Source organism: Cryptosporangium minutisporangium (assembly GCF_039536245.1).
GTDB classification, from domain to species: domain Bacteria; phylum Actinomycetota; class Actinomycetes; order Mycobacteriales; family Cryptosporangiaceae; genus Cryptosporangium; species Cryptosporangium minutisporangium.
The window spans coordinates 5,452-23,017 of sequence record NZ_BAAAYN010000038.1 but is presented as its reverse complement, the minus strand read 5'-3'; the positions used below and the strand labels follow the sequence as shown (position 1 = coordinate 23,017).

The following is a 17,566-nucleotide window of genomic DNA, read 5'->3' as shown; positions in this document are numbered from 1 at the left end:
CGATTGAGCCCGCTCGGCAGCATTTCGATCCTCAGCGTTTTCCCGGTGAAGGGGGCGACGACTCATGCCAGTGCACGCGGCACAGGAGCCGGTGGAGAGTACGGAGCAGGTGGCCTCCCTCGAGGTGACCGACCCCGCCGACGTCCGCCGCGTGGTGGGCCGTGTCCCGGCGCTCACGGCCGCTGAGGTCACCGCCCGGTACGACGCCGCAGAGCTCGGTGCCGCGCGGTGGCGCGCGACCAACCCCCTGCAGCGCGCGGAGATCATGGCCCGCGCCGCCGCGGACCTGCGGGCCCGCGGTGCCGAGATCGCCGGGGACCTGGTCGCCGAGATGGGCAAGACCCGCGCCGAAGCGACCACCGAGGTCACGAAGGCCGCCGACTTCCTCGAGTACTACGCGAGCTGGGCTCGCCAGCCCTACGGCGAGCTGATCGCCGACGGCCGGCCGGGCACCCAGACCAGCGTCCGCCGTGAACCGCTGGGCGTGGTCACGCTGGTCACGCCGTGGAACGACCCGCTGCTCACACCGGCCCGCAAGCTCGCGCCGGCGCTGATCGCCGGCAACGCGGTCATCCTCAAACCGGCCTCGGAGACCCCGCTGGTCGCGTTCCACCTGGCCCGGAGTCTGGAGGCGGCGGGCCTCCCCGCGGGTGTCCTCGGCGTCGTCACCGGCCGGATCCGCGAGATCGAGGCGGCATTGCTGGACGATCCCCGGATCACCGCGATGTCGTTCACCGGCAGCACCGGGATCGGGCGCCGGCTCCAGCACCGGCTGGCCGGCCGCAACGTGCGGGTGCAGACCGAGATGGGTGGCAAGAACGCGTCCGCGGTCCTCGCCGACGCCGATCTGGCGGCCGCGGTAAGCACGATCGCCGCCGCGTCGTTCGGGCAGGCCGGGCAGCGTTGCACGGCCACCAGCCGGGTCGTCGTCGAGCAGGCGGTGGCCGAACCGTTGATCGCCGGACTGATCGACGCCGCCCAGCAGGTGAGGCTCGGCCCCGGCGACGCCGAGGGCACCACGATGGGGCCGGTCGTCAGCGCGCGCCACCGCGCCGAGGTGCTCGAGCACATCGACCGGGCCCGCGCCGAGGGCGTCGTGGTCCGCTTCGGCGGCGGCGCCCCGGCGGACGAGGCCTACGCCCACGGCTGCTACGTCGAGCCGACGGTCGTGACCGGCGTGGACGGGAGGCACTCACTCTGGCGCGACGAGGTGTTCGGCCCGGTCGTCGCCGTCCGGGTCGTTGACGGGTTCGACGAGGTCGTGGCCGCGGTCAACGACTCGGTCTACGGGCTGGCCGCCGCGGTGTTCACCCGAGACCTGCAGCGCGCGTACGAGTTCGCCGACCGCGTGGACACCGGGCAGGTGTCGGTCAACCTGCCGACCTCGGGCTGGGACGTGCACATGCCGTTCGGCGGCTTCGGCGACTCCGGCTCCCCGTTCAAGGAGCAGGGCGCCGAGGCGCTGCGCTTCTACACCCGGGCCAAGACCGTCGCCGTCCGGTACGCCTCATGAGCGCGCGGGTCGGCGTCGTCGGCGCGGGCCTGGTCGGCCTCGCGATCGCCCGCCGGATCGCCCAGCAGGGCGCCGACGTCGTCGTCTTCGAGAAGGAGACCGACGTCTCGCAGCACCAGTCCGGCCACAATTCGGGCGTCGTGCACGCGGGCCTCTACTACACGCCCGGCTCCCTCAAGGCGACGTTGTGCCGCCGCGGCGTCGCCCTGCTCAAGGAGTTCTGCGCGGAGCACGCGCTCGCCTACCACGAGATCGGCAAGGTCGTCGTCGCGCGCGACGAGGTCGAGGTGGCCCGGCTGAAGGACATCGAGAAGCGGGCCGACGCCAACGGTGTGCCCGGCGTCCGTTGGCTGGACCCCGCCGCGCTCCGCGAGCTCGAGCCGAACGTCGCCGGAGCCGCCGCGCTGCACTCCCCCACTACGGCGATCGTCGACTACGTCGCGGTCGCCCGCGCGATGGCCGACGACATCCGCACCGCCGGTGGCGAGGTCCGATTCTCCGCCGCGGTCACCGCGATCCACCGGGCGGGCGAGCGGATCCGGGTGCGAGCCGGCGGTACCGACACGACGCTGGACCAGTTGGTGATCTGCGCCGGGCTGCAGTCCGACGTGGTGGCCGAGTTGGCCGGCGACGACCGGGCGCCCGCGATCATCCCGTTCCGCGGCGAGTACTACCGGCTGGTTCCGGAGCGCGCGAATCTCGTCAACGGCCTGGTCTATCCGGTGCCCGACCCGGCGTACCCGTTCCTCGGCGTGCACGTCACGCCGCGGATCGACGGCACGGTCGACGTCGGACCGAACGCGGTGCTCAGCCTCGCCCGCGAGGGATACCTCCGGCGGAACGTGAACCTCCGCGATCTCGGGCGCACGCTGGCCTGGCCGGGGTTCCGGAAGCTGGCGCTCCGCCACTGGCAGGCCGGCATCGTCGAGATGCGCGGCTCGCTGTCGAAGCGGGCGTTCACCGCGGCGGCTCGCCACTACGTGCCCTCGCTGCGCACGGCCGACCTGGTGCCGGCGCCGGCCGGTGTCCGGGCGCAGGCCGTCGACCGGGACGGTTCGCTCGTCGACGACTTCCGGATCAGCGCGCTCGGCCCGGTTCTCGCGGTCCGCAACGCACCGTCGCCGGCTGCGACGTCCGCGCTGGCGATCGCCGAGCACGTCGTCGCGCGCCTGACCGAGCCGTCGAGCAGCTGACGCGCTCTCCCCGCCTTACCGACTTACTCCGTCCCCCGAAGAGCGAAGGACCGCCCGATGTTCATCGTCGATTCCCAGATCCACATCTGGAAAGAGGAGACCCCCGACCGTCCGTGGGTGCCCGGTGCCCGGGAGCGCATCCGGCTCAACGGCCACCGCGAGGACCCGTTCAGCTACGAGGAGGCCCTCGAGCTGATGGACGAGGCGGGTGTCGACCGGGCGCTGATCCTGCCGCCGTCCTGGGAGGGCGACCGCATCGACTACGCGCTCGAGGCCTGCGAGGCGTTCCCCGACCGGTTCGGCATCATGGCCCGCATCCCGCAGAACAAGCCCGCTGAGGGCGCGGCCATGATGAAGGACTTCGCCCAGAACCCGTACGTCAAAGGCACCCGGCTGACGTTCCACCGGCCGCAGGACCGGAACTGGATGATCGACGGGACCAACGACTGGTACTGGCCGCTCGCCGAGGAGCTGGACATCAAGACGATGGTCCACGCCCCGATCTGGAAGGCCGAGCTCGGGGCGATCGCCGCGAGGCACCCCGCCTTGAAGATCATCATCGACCACATGGGAATCATGGCCCGCTGCGTCGACGACGCGATCGGCTACTGGGTCAAGGAGACCGCGGACCTGCACGTCCACCCGAACATCTACGTCAAGGTCTCGGCGATCCCCGGCTACTCCACGGCGCCGTTCCCGAATCTGAACATCGGTAAGTACGTCCGCGAGATGGTGGACGCGATGGGCCCTCAGCGCTGCTTCTGGGGCACCGACATCACCCGGCTGCTCGGCCACGGGCTCACCTACACCGACACGATCCAGCAGTTCACCGAGCACTTCGACCTCACCGAGGACGAGCTCGACTACGTCATGGGACGCGGCATCTCCGAGTGCCTGGACTGGCCGGTGCCGTCCTCGGGCAAGCTCGCGCCGGCCACGGCGGCCACAGCGGCGGCCACAGCGGCCGCCATGGCCGCCGAGAGCCAGTGAGCGAGCAACCCGGCGCCGACCCCGGCGGGGCCCGTCTCGACGGCGGCGAGGCCCTCCTCGTCGCCGCCCGGGACCTGGACGTCGACGTCATCTTCTGCTCCTCGGGGTCGGAGTGGGCGCCGGTGTGGGAGGCGCTGGCCCGGCAGGCCCGGGACGGCGTGGCCGGCCCCCGCTACCTCGATCTGATGCACGAAACGCTCGCGGTCGCGATGGCCACCGGGTACGGCTTGGCCACCGGCCGGCCGCAGCTGGTCCTGCTGCACACGGTTCCCGGGCTGCTGCAGGGTGCCTGCGGTATCCACGGTGCGCTGCTCTCCGGCGTGGGGATGATCGTCGCGACCTCCGAGTCACTGACGTACGGCGAGACCGAGGTGGACCCCGGCTCGCAGTGGTACCGGAACCTGTCGATCGTCGGCGGGCCGCAGGCCGTGGCGCAGCCGTTCGTCAAGTGGTCGTCGCAGGTCGGCAGCGTGTCGAACCTGTACCAGATGGTGCTGCGCGCCGCCGAGCTCGCGCGCCGCGGGCCGGCCGGGCCGGTGTACCTCAACGTGCCGGTCGAGGTGCTGCTCGAGCCGTGGACGCCACCGTCGATCGTCGGCCGTCCGCTCGCGTTGCCGGGCTCCCGGGTGAGCACCGAGCCCGATCTGCAGGCCGCGGCCCGGCGGCTGATCGCGGCCGAGCGTCCGGTGCTGCTCACCGAGTCGGTCGGACGCCACCCCGACGGATTCGAGGCTCTGGTCGAGCTGGCCGAGCTGCTCGCCATTCCGGTGGTCGAACCGCAGTCGGCGGTCTGCAGCAACTTCCCGCGGACGAGTGGGCTGCACCGCGGCGGTGATCCGGGGCCGCTGACCGCGGACGCGGATCTGATCGTGCTCGCCTGCACGCGCGCGCCCTGGTACCCGCCGAGCAACCGCCCGCAGGACGCAGAAATCCTGGTTGTCGACGACGTTCCGCACCGGCCGCACGTCGACTACCAGGTGCTCGGCGCCGACCAGTACCTCGAGGGCGACGTCGGCCCGACGCTGCGCGCGCTGGTGGCGACGGTCAAGGCGATGGGCGTGGACGAGTCACTGGTGGCCGCTCGGCGCGCTCGGCTGGCCCCGGCGCCGCTGCCGTCGCCCTCCGGGAAACTCGACGCCGCCGCCGTGGTCGACGCGCTGCGGGACCTGATCGACCCGGACGCCGCCGTGGTGGACGAGACGATCACGCACGCCCGGGTCGTCTCGGCGCACCTGCGCGCCGACCGGCCCGGCCGGTACAGCTACGTCCAGGGCGGCCTCGGCCAGGGCATCGGCGTGGCACTCGGCACCAAGCTGGCCGATCCGGGCCGTGAGGTGGTGCTGACGGTCGGGGACGGCTCGTTCCTCTACAACCCGATCGTGCAGTCGCTGGCGGCGTCCAAGTCGCTGGACCTGCCGGTGCTGGTCGTCGTCTTCAACAACCGCAAGTACCTGTCGATGCAGCTCAACCACGTGCGGTTCTACCCGGACGGGGCCGCCGTCAACGAGAAGAACTTCCTCGGCGTCGACCTGTCCGACCAACCCCCGCTGTCCGAGCTCGTCGCTCCGTTCGGCCTGCACGGCACGGAGGTCACGTCGCTGGACGCGCTGCGTCCCGCGCTGGAGGCGGCGCTGGCGTCCGTCCGGGCAGGCGTCACGGCGCTGGTCGACGTCCGCGTCGTCCGCTGATACCTGGAGGCATCCATGCCACCCAAGACCTATCTCTCCCACCACGTCCTGCGCGAGCTGGTCAGCGGCATCTTCGTCGCGGCCGGGACGTCCCGGGAGCACGCCGACACCGTCGCCGACGTCCTGGTCTGGGCGAACCTGCGCGGGGTCGACTCGCACGGGGTCTCCCGGATCCCTCGCTACCTCGAGCTGTTCGGGAAGGGCGAGGCGAACCCGAAGCCGGCGATCACGGTCGAGCAGCTGCGCTCGGCAGTCGCGATCGTCGACGCGGACGCCGCTCCCGGCCCGGTCGCGCTGACCACCGCCATGCACCAGGCCGTGAGCATGGCACGGTCGGCGGGCATCGCCTGGGTCGCGGTGCGGGGCACCGTCCACACCGGTGCGATCGGCTACTACACCGACTGCGCCGCGCAGTACGGCATGGCGGGGCTCGGCATCGTGGCCGGCGTCCCGAACATGGCCTACCCCGGCAGCACCAAGGCAGCGGTCGCGACCAGCCCGCTCTCAGTGGCGCTGCCCGCGGGCAAGCACCCGACCGTGCTGCTCGACATGGCCACCGCGGTGATCGCGCTGGGCAAGATCGCCCAGTACAAGAACCAGGGCAAGTCGCTGCCCTCCGGCTCCGCGCTGGCGGCCGACGGCACCGAGACCACCGACGCCTCGCTCGCCACGGTGCCGCTGCCGGTAGGCGGCGCCAAGGGCGCCGGCATGTCGCTGGTGTTCGAGCTGCTGGCGAGTGGCCTGACCGCCAACCCGATCGTGAACAGCTTCCACGGTGGCACGCCCGAAGGAAGGCGGCACCGGCAGAACGCGGTGCTGGTCGCGGTGGACATCTCGGCGTTCACCCCTGTCGAGCAGTTCCGGAGCATCGTCGACGAGACCGTGGACGCGATCAAGGCGCTGCCGAAAACCGACCCGGACAGCGAGATCCTGGTGCCCGGCGAGCGCGGTTCCCGCACGCTCAACGAGCGCCTGACCCACGGCATCCCGCTGACCGAGAAGCTGCTCGGCACCTTGCGGGCAGCGGCCGAGAAGCTCGGCGCGCCGGTGCCCGCGGGGCTGTGACACCGCGGTAGAGCCGANGGGGGGGGGGGGGGGGGCCCCCCCCCCCCCGTTGCCGTACTCGTCACTTCGCGGTGTAGCCGCGTCGACCGCGAGCGTGACGCCGGTGACGTACCGGGCACGGAGTTCACCCGGATGCCGAGCGGGCTCAGCCAGTTCGTGAACGTCCGCATCAGGCCGACGACGCCGTGTTTGGCCGCGGCGTCGGTGACGCCGCCCGCGTCGCCGCGGGAGCCGGTGCCCTTCAGGCCGAGTGGGGCCTGGCCCTCCGCGAGGACCGCGGTCAGGGCCGCCAGGTCCCGGACGTCGGCCTCCCGGGCCGCGATCCGCCGGTCCAGTGCCTCGACCTGCGCCACGGTCTCCCGCAGGTCGTCCGGGGTGGACATCGCGTACGGCACGGTGCGGATCTGCGCGCAGAGGTCGACCGCGATGATGTCCGCGCCCTCCCCGGCCAGCCGCACGGCGTGGCTGCGGCCCTGGCCTCGCACGGCCCCGGTGATGAACGCGGTCTTGCCGTCGAGCTTTCCCATCCGTCGCCTCCCGGAGCGGGTGCCCACCCGGTTCTCCGGAGAGACTTCCCTGCCGGGCGTCCGGAGGCAACCAAGTCCGAGTGGTCGTCCCGCGGTCGGCGCGGCCGTGCCCGTACTCGCGCCCGTGGCTGCCGTGCGCCCGCTCGTCGCCGTGCGCCCTCGTGGCCGTGCGCCCTCGCGGCCGTGCCGTGGTCATGGCCGTTCCCGTGCCCGTGGCATGCGTCGGCGCCGGGCCTACCGGGGGTGGTAGGTCCGGTGCGCGCGGCGCCGTGGTTCAGAACGGAGGTGGGTCGTCGGCGCCACCCGATGTCGCCACGCCGGCGAGCGCGGGTTCCCGGCTCAGCGGCTGCGTCCAATCGGCCGGGAGTTCCGACGCTGGCTCGTCACTCTGGTCGGGTGGGGCGACGGTGTAGGTGTGGCCAGCCGGGCTGGTCCAGGTGCAGACACCGGTATCCGGGTGGTGGACCAACTCCCAGCCGGCCTCGTCCTTGGCGCGGTGATGCCTCCGACACAAGGGCACGATATTGGCGGTGCTGGTCGGGCCGCCATCGATGCGGCGGACGTTGTGGTCGAGGTCGCAGCGGTAGGCCGGCTGTGAGCAGCCAGGGAACATGCAGGTGGGATAGGTGGCGCGAATCAGCGCGGCAAGCCTGGCCGTGGGTCGGTACGTGGTGCGGCCGAGGTCGGTGACCACACCGCCCGGGTCGGTGACCCACTTCTCCCAGCTGCTCTGCGCGGCCAGTTCCCGGACGATCGACGCGGGGACGGGGCCGTAGCCGGTGAGGTCGCCGGGCCGGTTCGTGGCGCCGAGCACCGTGGACAGAGGCGCGGTCAGCGCGATGCGGGGCGGAACGGCGCGCTTCCCGGCGAGGACGGTGCTGATCAACCCGGCAACCCGGGCAGCTTCCTCGCTGCCCCCAGCGGCGGCATCCGCCGGCCCAGCCGCGGCACTCGCGAGCCCGGCTGTGGCGCTCGCGGGCCCGGCTGTGGCACTCGCGGACCCGGCTGTGGCACTCGCGGACCCGGCCGCGGCACTCGCGGACCCGGCTGTGGCATGACTGGCTCCGGAGTTCGCGGGCCTGGCGGCGCCGACGCTGGCCGCGGTCACCGCGCCGACCTCGGCCAACGCAACGAGAGCGTCGGCGCGGCGCTGGTCGATCGTGCGCTTGTCGTCGCCGGACCGGGTTCGACCGGCGAACTGGTCGATCGTGGCGCGGAGGCGGGCCGCGTCGTCGGCGGGCAGGATGGCGCGCAGCTCGGCCATCGCGTCGGGCAGCGGATGGAAGTCGACGCGCCGCCCGTTGCGGGCCCTCCGGTGTCGCTTCTCGGCGCCCGCGGGGTCGGCTTTCGCCACCTCCTTGCGGGCCTTCCGCGCCAACTGGGCCGGGGTCAGCGTGTCCGCGGCGTCCAGTAGCCTGGCCTCGACCACGGCGGCCGTCTCGTCGTCGAGAGGCTCGAGTGCGTGCACGATCTCGGCGGCATGCCGGTAGGTGATCAGGCCGGCCGCGAGCGCCGTCCCGGTGAGCACGCAGCGGCCGCGCAGAGCGCGGGCGACCTCGAGGCGGTCGGCGGCGGCGAGGCCGGACCAGCGCAGACCGGCAGCGATCTCCTCCCTGCCCCAGTCGTCCTCGCTCACCCCGGTCCACGCCCCGGCGATCTGCAGCACCGCATCGTCGAGCCGGGACTCCATCCAGGCCAGAGCCCGCTGCCACGCCTGCGCGATCAGCACCTGTTCGCTCGTGTCCGGAACAATCTCCGGGACACCGGCCGCGTCGATGTCCCGGCTGCGCACTGGACCCAGCGCGGCCAGCATCGCGACCAGTTCCGGCCCGGCCGGTACCCCGTACAGCTGGGTGGCTACTCCGCCTTCACTCATGCCAATCACGATCGCACGGGGGTACGACGAATTCACCGTTGTCCACAGGCTCCCGAAGCGCCGCGCGGGTCCGGTGAACAACGGGCCGACGGCCCCCGCGCCGTGTTAACCGGAACCGGGGAGAACCGGACCCCTACCCCGGTATCCGACGCGTACGGCCGAGACGGCACGATTGGGGACAACTGTCCACGAGGGAGGCTGACGATGTCGAAGTTGCGCGCCAGGACGCCGGACGAGGCCTACCTGTTCGTCGAACTCGTGGCCGGAGGCGAAGAGCCGGTCGACCTCTACCGTCTGACGGAGATGGTCCTCGACGACAACCGCCCGGTACTTCGGGTCAAGGGCCGGCACGCCGGTCGGCACCATGACTTCGAGATCACGATGCCGCCGGTCTCGCAGAAAGCAGCGCTCCGCGGCGAGTTGTACGGCTGCGGGCACACTCCCTCGACGCTCATCGACGCCGGCCAGTGGAGGGCCGTCGAGCTGTGGGCGTGCTCCATCATCGAACAGCTGCTCGAGCAGTCCGGAGGCCGCGGGCTCGATCCGACCGCCCTGGGCGCGGTCGCCGCCCACGTCGACGCCGCGTACTCGGCGCTGGCCGAGATCGACAAGTTCCTGCCCGAGGGCGACGCGGAGATCCCGGACGATGCGTTCTGGACAGCCGACGGAATCGCGATCCGCGGTAGTCAGCCGGGCGCATTCCGCCGCGAGCGCCTCGTCGCGGACGAGGCGAACTACCGCAGTATGGGCGAGGAGTTGGCGACCCTTCAGGCGCAGGTGGGCCACGACGCCGGCCACAGCGCCGCCTACGTCATCGGCCACGACGCCGAGCCGCCGGTCGCAACGCCCGGCGGCTCGACGTCGACAGCGACCTACAGCTCGTTGCCCCAGAAGTAGCGGGCCGCCATCTCGACCGTCTGCAGCTTCGTGTGCTGCTGGGCGACGGTCAGCCCGAGCCCCGGGAAGAACGCACCGTTCGTCGAGATCGCGATGTCGTCGATGTCGAGGACCTCGGCGGCGGCGTCCACGCGGGCCACCACGTCGTCGACGTTCTCGGGCTCCGGGTGCGAGACGTCCACCAGGCCCAGCGACACGACCAGCCCGCCGACGAGCAGCGGCAGCGGGAACGGTGCGGCGGCGGTGTGCTCGACGCAGAGCCGCCCGAACGGCTGCTCCGCCACGAACCAGGCGAGATCGGCGTCGTCGTATCCGCCGCGGACGGCACCGCTCGTGGTCAGGTCGAGGCCGATCCGGAAGTTCTCCGCCCCCTCCTGATGACCCAGTTCCAGCCCGTCGAGCACCTGCGCGTCGACCGCGAGCATCTGGCGGAGCACTGCACCGGCGTCGATGCCCAAGGCGGCAGCGCGTGCTCGGCCCGCGACCGAGAGCAGGTGCCCGTAGAGCGGGTTGGTCAGCAGGACGTACCTGATGCCGTCGGCGGCGACCGCCGCCACCTCGTCCCGGATGACGGCCGCCAACGCGGTCGCGGCCTCGTCGGACGCCTCGCCGAGCGCCGCCACCAGGCCCGGCGACGGCAGCGTCAGCATCGTCGAGCGCTGGACCCCGGCCAACAGGTAGCCGGTCTCGTGCTTGGTCAGCCGACCGTGCGCGACCGGAGTATCGAGCAGCGGACGCCGCTCCCCCACCTCGTCCGGGCCGAGCAGTTCGCCGAACGGGCCACCGTCCACCCGGGAGCCGAACCCGTCGATCCCCCCGTAGACCACCGAGAGCCGGTGCGGGCGCCGGAACTCGCCGTCGGACAGGCCGAGCAGGGCCAACCGACGCTGCTCCAGCAGGGCCGCGCTGATCGCGGCGTCCTCGACCGCGGTCAGCTCGGCTTCGGACACCCCGGTGGCGCGCGCCTCGACCAGCGCCGGTGGCGGCAGCAGCCGCGCGTGGTGGTCGATGTGGTACTTGAAGTCGTCAGCCACGTCCGTCAGCTCCCGAGGTGTCGGCTTCCGCCGCGAGGCCGGCCCAGGCCGGGAAGTCGGTCGAGAACCCGGCCGCAGCGACGATCGCCTCGGCGATCTTCTCGTCCTCGGCCGGGCTCCCGCCGGAGATACCGACGCCGCCGAGGATCTCGCCGTTCCGCTTGAGGGTGTATCCGCCCAGCGTCGCGACGATCGGCTGGTGCCCCATCCGGGCGACCTGGCTGAAGAACACCGGGTCGCTCTTCGCCCAGCCCTCGAGCATGTGCGTCGGGCGCTCCATCACGGCGGCCGAGTAGGCCTTGGACAGCGCGATGCTCGGCGTCATCGGGCGGGCGCCGTCCATCCGTTCGGTGAGGAGAACGTAGCCACCGGCGTCGACCACCGAGATGCTCAGAGCCTTGCCGAGCTCGGTGGCGTGCCGCTTGGCGTCCTCGACGAGGGCGCGGGCAACGTCCAGCGGAACGCGGTTCATGCGGGCACTCCCGTGAAGACGCGAGACAGGAACCGCTCGAGGGCGGCGTTGAACAACGCGGGCGCTTCCCAGTACATGGAGTGCGGTGCGTCCGGGACGAGCTCCAGGACCGAGCCGGGCACCTTCTCCGCGGCCCGCCGCACGGTGGCGGCGGAGAGCACAGCGTCCTTCTCCCCCGCGAGGAAGCAGACGGGCAGACCGGACGCGACGACGGCCTCGACGGTGGGGCCGTCGCTGTTGAGGTTGCGCAGATCGGCCATGGTCGCGGTGTTGAACGTCCCCTGTTGCCGGAACAGGAACGTCTTCGCCGGGTCAGCGGCCCGGAACTCACGGGTGAGCAGCCGGTCGATGACCGGCAGCTTGACCGCCTCCGCGCGGTCGGCGGCGACGAGCGCGAAAAGCTCGGCGTCTTCGATGCCGCCGAGCGAGTGCGCGAGGACGACGCCGGCGGCGAGCGCCGGCTCCCGGAGCGCGGCCTTCAACGCCGCCGCCGCCCCGATCGACTGTCCCAGCAGGACGGCGGGGCCCACGGAAGCGGCCCGCAGCACCGCGAGGACGTCGTCCGGGAAGACGCGGCTGTCGAACTCGTCGAACGACGAGTCGGAGTTGCCGAAACCGCGCAGGTCGAGCGTGATCACCGTGTAGCGGTCGCTGAACGCGGGCACCTGCTGCCACCAGGCGGCGTGGTGACCGCCCGAGCCGTGGACGAACACGACGGCCGGGCCGCTTCCGTGCGTCTCGTAGTAGACCTTCGTGCCGTCTTCCGAGCGAGCGAACGGCATCGTCACGCCCCCCTGGAGTCAGACGCGGCGATCGACGGCTGGAGGTTCGGGGCACCGTCGATCGGCTTGCGCCGGTTGTGGTACACCAGCTCGATCATCGTGTGGTCGGGATCGTGGATGTAGCAGAACTTCGACTGGTTCTCCGGCCGCTCGATGGGCCTGGTGTGCCGGATGCCGAGCTCGGCGAGGTGGGCGAGGAAGCCGTCCCAGTCCTCGACCTCGACCGCGAAGTGGTACGGCGCCATCCGGTCCATGGTCTCGACCGGGGTGAAGTGCAGGTCGAAGTCACCGCGGGTCATCAGGACGACCTTGGTGTTGCTCTTCGGCGTCACGTTCTTCATGCCGAAGACCTTCGTGTACCACTCCTTGGTGCGCTCGGGGTCGGTCGTCGGGAAGTTCACGTGGTGGATGTAGGCGGGGCGGTTACTCATGACTCCTCCTCGAGCACGATGGGATTGCTGGCCGTGCCGAGCACGATGGGGTTGCTCAGCGTGCCGACGCCGCTGATCGCGACGCTGAGCGTGGTGCCGACCTCCATCGGCACCACGGCGTCCGTCCCCATCCACAGCACGTCGCCGGGCACGAGCGTGATGTAGCGGGAGATCTCGACCAGGTAGTCGTAAGGGTCGAAGATCATCGCTCCGGTCTTGAAGCGGGCGACCGGCTCGTCGTCGACGCTGACCGTGGTCTCCGACTGCAGCGGGTCGACGTCGGTGGTGATCCACGGCCCCATCGGCTTGAACGTGTCGCTGTTCTTCGCGCGCCAGAGCGTCCGGTCCGAGTGCTGCCAGTCCCGTGCGCTGACGTCGTTGCCGATCGTCCAGCCGAAGATCCCGGCCCGCGCCTCGTCCCGGGAACACCGGCGCAGGGGCCTGCCGATGACCGCGACGAGCTCGGCCTCGGCCTCGAATCGCCCGGTGCAGTCGGCGGGCTTGACCACCGGCTGCCCGTGGCCGATCAGCGCGCTGTTCGCCCGGTAGCCGACCTCGGGCCGCGCCGGCAGCTTCGCCGCGGCCATGCCGCGCTGCTTCGCCTGCACGATGTGGTCGGCGTAGTTCAACCCGACGGCGTAGAACGTCGGCGGCAGCACCGGCGGCTGCAGCTCGGTGTCGGTGAGCCGGAGCCGCTCCCCGGTGCTGCGGTAGCCGTCGCCGAACGGGCTGCCCTCGACCGGGAGCACGTGCTCGTCCTCGATCACGGCGAAGCGGCCACCGACTCGAGCCCACCTCATAGGGTGAGCTTCTGGGAGACGCGCTTGGTGGTCAGGTACCCGTCGAGGCCCTCGGATCCGCCCTCGCGTCCGTAGCCGCTCTCCTTGAAGCCGCCGGACGGCGCGACCGGTACCGAACCTCCGGCGTGGTTGATCGAGAGGATGCCGGCCTCGAAGCGGTCGACCAGGAACTCGGCGCGATCGGCGCGGTGGGTGAAGCCGTAGGCGGCGAGGCCGTAGGGCAGGCTGTTCGCCCGGTCCATCGCCTCGTCGAGGTCGCCGTAGGGCAGGATCGGCGCGATCGGCCCGAACGGCTCCTCCTCGAGGAGCGCGGCCTCCGCGGGCACGTCGATGAGGACGGTCGGCGCGTAGAAGAAGCCCGGCCCGTCCAGCGCGTGACCGCCGGTGACCACCTGGGCGCCCGCCTCGCGGGCGTCGGCCACCAGGCGATCGACCGCCTGCCGGCGGCGCGCGTTGGCCATCGGGCCCATCGTCACGCCCTCGTCCAGCCCGTTCCCGACCGTCACCGCTTCGGTCGCGCTCACGAACGCCTCGACGAACCGGTCGTGCAGGCTTTCGTGGACGAAGAACCGGCTCGGTGACGTGCAGACCTGGCCAGCGTTGGCGAACTTGGCCCGCACACACGCCCGGGCGGCGGCCACCGGATCCACGTCGTCGCAGACGATGACCGGCGCGTGGCCGCCGAGCTCCATGATCGACGGCTTCATGAACGAGCCTGCCCGCGCCGCGAGCAGCTTGCCGACCGGCACCGACCCGGTGAACGCCACGAAACGGATCGTCGGCGACGCGATCAGGTGCTCGGAGACCTCGGCGGGCACCCCGAAGACCAGGTTGAGCACACCGGCGGGCAGCCCGGCGTCCTCGTAACACCGGGCCAGCAGGACCGCGGTGGCGGGCACCTCCTCGGAGGCCTTGAGGACGATCGAGCACCCGGCGGCGAGCGCCGCGGCGATCTTCCGGTTCGGGCCGCCCGCCGGGAAGTTCCACGGGGTGAACGCGGCGACCGGTCCGATGCCTTCGCGGACCACCCGTAACGACTCACCGGGGCCGGTCGGGATGATCCGACCGTAGGCGCGGCGTCCCTCCTCGGTGTCCCAGTCGAGCAGCGCCGCGGCGCGCTGTGCCTCGCCGGTGGACTCCGACAGCGGCTTGCCCTGCTCGAGCGTCATGGCCCGGCCGATCTCGGCGGCCCGCTCGCGCATCAGATCGGCGGCCCGGTGCAGGATCGCCGAGCGACGCAGTACCGGGGTGTCGCGCCAGACGCGCCAGCCACGGGCGGCGGCGGCCAGCGCGCGGTCCAGGTCCGCGGCGTCCGCGAGCGGGACGTGCCCGAGAACCTCCTCGGTCGCCGGGTTGATCACCGGCTCGGTCCGGCCGCTGCTCCCCGCGGTCCACTCGCCGTCGATGTAGAGGCGCAGCTGCGGGTAGCCGATCGTCGTCTGTGTTTCGGAGAGAGCAGTGCTCACTGTTCAGCCTTCTCCCGGTTGCTGCGGAGCGTCCAGAGGTGGTGCGGCGGGGTCTCCTCGTGGACGCGTTCCCCGTAGGAGGCGTCCACCCGGTCCATGTCGGCGGCGTACTCGACCCGGCCACCGCACGGGGCGTGGAAGAACCGGAAGACGTTGGAGCCGACGGTGTGGCGGCCGAGCCGGCGCGCTTCCTGCCAGCCCGCCGCGATCATCTGGTTGCCCCCGACGATCACCTCGTCGAAATTGCGGACCTCGTAGGAGGTGTGGTTGACACCGGCGCGGTCCGGGCGGTGGCAGAGCAACAGATTGTGCTGGTCGTCGTCGCCTTCGCACTGCATGAAGGTTCCCATCTTGAGAACGCGGTCGGTCGCGCGGAAATGGAGCCGGTCGAGGTAGAAGTCGATCGCCTTCTCGCGGCCGTCTTTCGGAATGTTCAGTGCGACGTGACAGATCCGCAGTGGGCGGACCGTCGCGGTCGGATCGAGCCCTTTGTTCCAGCGCTGGACGTTGCCGTAGGCATTCGTCGCGAACGAGGTCGGATCCGCCTCGGTCGGCGCGGCGACCGCGAGCCCGAGACCGAAACCGGTCTCGTCCACGGTGTGGGCGACGCCGTTCTGATCGACGGTGACCGTACGGTCCCTCCGCAGGTCTTCGACGAGCGCGTCGAGACTCTCCTGGCGGTCGACACCCCAGACGACCTCGCGGATCGTGTTCCCGGGCTCCACCGGTGCGGGCAGGTCGGGGTCGTCGATCGGGCGGAGTTCGACCACCTGGCCGGTCAGCGTCGTCAGCTCGACCACGCGATCGGAGGCCGTACTCGGCAGTAAGCCGAAATCTTCGAAGAATCGTGCGCACGTGGCGATGTCGTCCACCGCGTAGACGGCACGTTCGATCCGAAGAATAGTCACGGGGGCGCACTCCTCAACCGGCACGCGGACTTCGTGCCTGGATTCTGTTTCAGACTATGGGGGGCAGTTGACCCGCCTCAATGGCGCGAAGTGGAAATCGGCGAACTCTAATCATTCGCCGTGTGCACCGGGTTAATGGGATTCCGCGCGAACCAGGCGGCGATGTAGTCCAGGAACACGCGGACCTTACGCAGCGTGTGGGCGCCCGGCGAGTGCACCGCGTAGAGGGACCGGTCGGGACCGTCGTACTCGGGCAGGACGCGCTGCAGCGCCCCGCTCTCCAGGTCGGCCAGCACGGTCCGCACCGGCATCAGCGCCAGCCCTCGCCCGCGCACCGCGGCTTTGCGCAGCGTCAGGTAGCTGTTGGACGAGTAGACCGTGGTGAGAATCTTCGCGTGCACGTCGCGGCGGCCCTGGTGCAGGTGCCAGATCGGGTCGTTGATGTGCACCAGGCATTCGTGCTCGGCGAGGTCCTGGGGGTCGGTCAGCTCCGGCCGGCCCTTCAGGTAATCCGGGGCGGCGCACAGCACGTACTCGATGTTGGCGATCCGGCGGATCAACATCGTCGAGTCCCGCAGATCCTTGGTGTGGAACGCGACGTCGTAACCCTTGTCGAGGAAGTCGAACGTCCGGTCGGACATCCCGCCGACCTCGAAGCGGACATGGATCTTCGGGTGGTCGACCGCGAAGTCCGCGATCGCCTCGCCCAGGTCGAGGTTGCCGATCCACTTGGGGCAGATCACGGCCAGCGGCCCCTCGGGCTTGTCCCGCAGCCCGCGCAGCGCGGCGTCCTCGGCGTCGAGTTCCTCCAGGATGCGGTGGGCGAAGTCGTGGTACCGCCGGCCGGCGGCGGTGAGCGTGACCGCGCGGGCGGTGCGGTTCACCAGCCGGATGCCGAGCTGCTTCTCCAACTCGGCGACGTGCCTGGACACCAGCGAGCCGGATATCCCCAGACGGCGTGCGGCCTGGCTGAAGCTGCCCTGCTCGCCGACGCCGACGAAGCTGCGCATGATCGTGATCCGGTCCACCGATGGTGCTCCTCTCCGAGCTTCCGCCGCATGCGGCGGTGCCGAGGCGCCGCGGTTCTCCGCGACGCCCCCGCCGTTGGGTCACGCGCTCCGCGCGCGAAGCTTCTTCCGTCCGGTCGAGACGTGCGTCGCCGCGACGATCGCGTCCGCGCCCGGCCGGTCACCCAGCTCCTCCGCGACGCGGCCGTCCCGGAAGACGAGGACGCGGTCGCAGAGCAACGACAGCTCGTTCTCGTCACAGCCGGCGACCAGCACCGCGCACCCGCGCGCCGCGGCGCCGTGGATCGCGGCGATGATCGCCCGCCGGGCGCCGACGTCCACGGCCTGCGTCGGCTCGTGGAGCAGAAGCAGGCGCGGATCGGTCGAGAGCCACTTCGCCAGCAGGACCTTCTGCTGATTGCCGCCGGACAGCGTGCCGACCGGCAGCGACGGGACCGGCGGACGGACGTCGAGGTCGGTGACCCACGTGTCGACGCGCGCCTTCTCGGTGCGACGGTCGACCGGGCGGACACCGCGCCGCCGCGTGTTCGTGGGCAGCACCATGTTCTCCGCGATCGACTGGTCGAACGCCAGCCCTTGCCGGTCCCGGCTCTCCGGCACCAGCGCCACCCCGGCCGCGATCGCCGCGACCGGGGCGGTTCGGCGCAGGTCGAGCGTCGTCCCGGCCAGCCGTAGCGTGCCGCCGGTGGCACGGCGGGCACCGGCCAGCAGGTACGGCAGCTCGTCGTAGCCGGAGTCGGGAAGGCCGGTGACGCCGAGGACCTCGCCCGGCCGGACCTCGAGGTCCACCGCGCGGACGCGCGTGCCGGACACACCCTCGATCACGACCCGCCCGAGTTCGGCCGGCCCGTGTTCGGCCGGCCCGTGATCGGCCGGCCCGTGATGGGCCGACGCCG

The 17,566-nt window shown here is 71.6% G+C and carries 15 protein-coding genes and 2 pseudogenes; 6 read left to right on the top strand and 11 right to left on the bottom strand.

From position 1 onward, the window contains the following. Positions 1 to 64 precede the first annotated feature (64 nt). Genes ABEB28_RS27090 through ABEB28_RS27070 form a run of 5 tightly spaced genes read left to right on the top strand, consistent with a single transcriptional unit; the run spans position 65 to position 6,449 of the window. A complete protein-coding gene (locus ABEB28_RS27090; protein ID WP_345731041.1) occupies positions 65 to 1,513 on the top strand; it encodes an aldehyde dehydrogenase family protein in 1,449 nt (482 codons plus the stop codon). Then, positions 1,510 to 2,706 (top strand): L-2-hydroxyglutarate oxidase, encoded by a 1,197-nt coding sequence (lhgO, locus tag ABEB28_RS27085; RefSeq protein WP_345731040.1) that lies wholly within the window; start codon positions 1,510 to 1,512, stop codon positions 2,704 to 2,706. Before ABEB28_RS27090 ends, lhgO begins: the two co-directional genes overlap by 4 nt. A 57-nt stretch (positions 2,707 to 2,763) precedes the next feature. Then, entirely contained in the window at positions 2,764 to 3,696 is a 933-nt protein-coding gene (locus ABEB28_RS27080; protein ID WP_345731039.1) for an amidohydrolase family protein, read from the top strand. After that, positions 3,693 to 5,384, top strand: a complete 1,692-nt coding sequence (locus tag ABEB28_RS27075; protein ID WP_345731038.1) for a thiamine pyrophosphate-dependent enzyme — start codon at positions 3,693 to 3,695, stop codon at positions 5,382 to 5,384. The genes ABEB28_RS27080 and ABEB28_RS27075 overlap by 4 nt, the downstream gene beginning before the upstream one ends. A gap of 15 nt (positions 5,385 to 5,399) precedes the next feature. Continuing rightward, complete coding sequence (locus ABEB28_RS27070; RefSeq protein ID WP_345731037.1) at positions 5,400 to 6,449, top strand: Ldh family oxidoreductase; 1,050 nt, start codon at positions 5,400 to 5,402, stop codon at positions 6,447 to 6,449. Between the two features lie 104 nt (positions 6,450 to 6,553). Here the strand turns inward: ABEB28_RS27070 and ABEB28_RS27065 are convergent. Both ABEB28_RS27065 and ABEB28_RS27060 read right to left on the bottom strand, forming a co-directional pair. Continuing rightward, positions 6,554 to 6,976, bottom strand: a pseudogene (locus ABEB28_RS27065) (Rossmann-fold NAD(P)-binding domain-containing protein); the annotation flags it as partial. 274 nt (positions 6,977 to 7,250) lie between these two features. After that, positions 7,251 to 8,852 carry an HNH endonuclease signature motif containing protein gene (locus ABEB28_RS27060; RefSeq protein ID WP_345731036.1) on the bottom strand — a complete coding sequence of 534 codons (1,602 nt, stop codon included), beginning with the start codon at positions 8,850 to 8,852 and terminating at the stop codon, positions 7,251 to 7,253. A gap of 204 nt (positions 8,853 to 9,056) precedes the next feature. On the opposite strand from ABEB28_RS27060, the gene ABEB28_RS27055 reads away from it, so the two are divergent. Then, complete coding sequence (locus tag ABEB28_RS27055) at positions 9,057 to 9,749, top strand: hypothetical protein (protein WP_345731035.1); 693 nt, start codon at positions 9,057 to 9,059, stop codon at positions 9,747 to 9,749. Here ABEB28_RS27055 and ABEB28_RS27050 read toward each other — a convergent pair. The 9 genes and pseudogenes from ABEB28_RS27050 to ABEB28_RS27010 all read right to left on the bottom strand — a co-directional run. Continuing rightward, complete coding sequence (locus ABEB28_RS27050) at positions 9,725 to 10,783, bottom strand: methionine synthase (RefSeq protein ID WP_345731034.1); 1,059 nt, start codon at positions 10,781 to 10,783, stop codon at positions 9,725 to 9,727. The genes ABEB28_RS27055 and ABEB28_RS27050 overlap by 25 nt on opposite strands. Beyond that, complete coding sequence (locus ABEB28_RS27045) at positions 10,776 to 11,255, bottom strand: GlcG/HbpS family heme-binding protein (RefSeq protein WP_345731033.1); 480 nt, start codon at positions 11,253 to 11,255, stop codon at positions 10,776 to 10,778. The genes ABEB28_RS27050 and ABEB28_RS27045 overlap by 8 nt, the downstream gene beginning before the upstream one ends. After that, a complete protein-coding gene (locus ABEB28_RS27040; RefSeq protein ID WP_345731032.1) occupies positions 11,252 to 12,037 on the bottom strand; it encodes an alpha/beta fold hydrolase in 786 nt (261 codons plus the stop codon). The genes ABEB28_RS27045 and ABEB28_RS27040 overlap by 4 nt, the downstream gene beginning before the upstream one ends. Positions 12,038 to 12,105: 68 nt before the next feature. Then, positions 12,106 to 12,468: pseudogene (locus ABEB28_RS27035) on the bottom strand (VOC family protein); the annotation flags it as partial. Beyond that, entirely contained in the window at positions 12,465 to 13,268 is an 804-nt protein-coding gene (locus ABEB28_RS27030; protein WP_345731031.1) for a fumarylacetoacetate hydrolase family protein, read from the bottom strand. The pseudogene ABEB28_RS27035 and the gene ABEB28_RS27030, both read right to left, overlap by 4 nt. Continuing rightward, positions 13,265 to 14,734, bottom strand: a complete 1,470-nt coding sequence (locus tag ABEB28_RS27025) for an NAD-dependent succinate-semialdehyde dehydrogenase (protein WP_345731030.1) — start codon at positions 14,732 to 14,734, stop codon at positions 13,265 to 13,267. The genes ABEB28_RS27030 and ABEB28_RS27025 overlap by 4 nt, the downstream gene beginning before the upstream one ends. Next, the gene (locus ABEB28_RS27020) at positions 14,731 to 15,642 is read right to left on the bottom strand and encodes a VOC family protein (RefSeq protein ID WP_345731029.1); all 912 of its coding nucleotides are present in this window, start codon (positions 15,640 to 15,642) and stop codon (positions 14,731 to 14,733) included. Before ABEB28_RS27020 ends, ABEB28_RS27025 begins: the two co-directional genes overlap by 4 nt. Positions 15,643 to 15,749: 107 nt before the next feature. Beyond that, positions 15,750 to 16,670, bottom strand: a complete 921-nt coding sequence (locus ABEB28_RS27015) for a LysR family transcriptional regulator (protein WP_345731028.1) — start codon at positions 16,668 to 16,670, stop codon at positions 15,750 to 15,752. 81 nt (positions 16,671 to 16,751) lie between these two features. Then, a partial coding sequence (locus tag ABEB28_RS27010; protein WP_345731027.1) for an ATP-binding cassette domain-containing protein occupies positions 16,752 to 17,566 on the bottom strand: 815 nt, incomplete at its 5' end.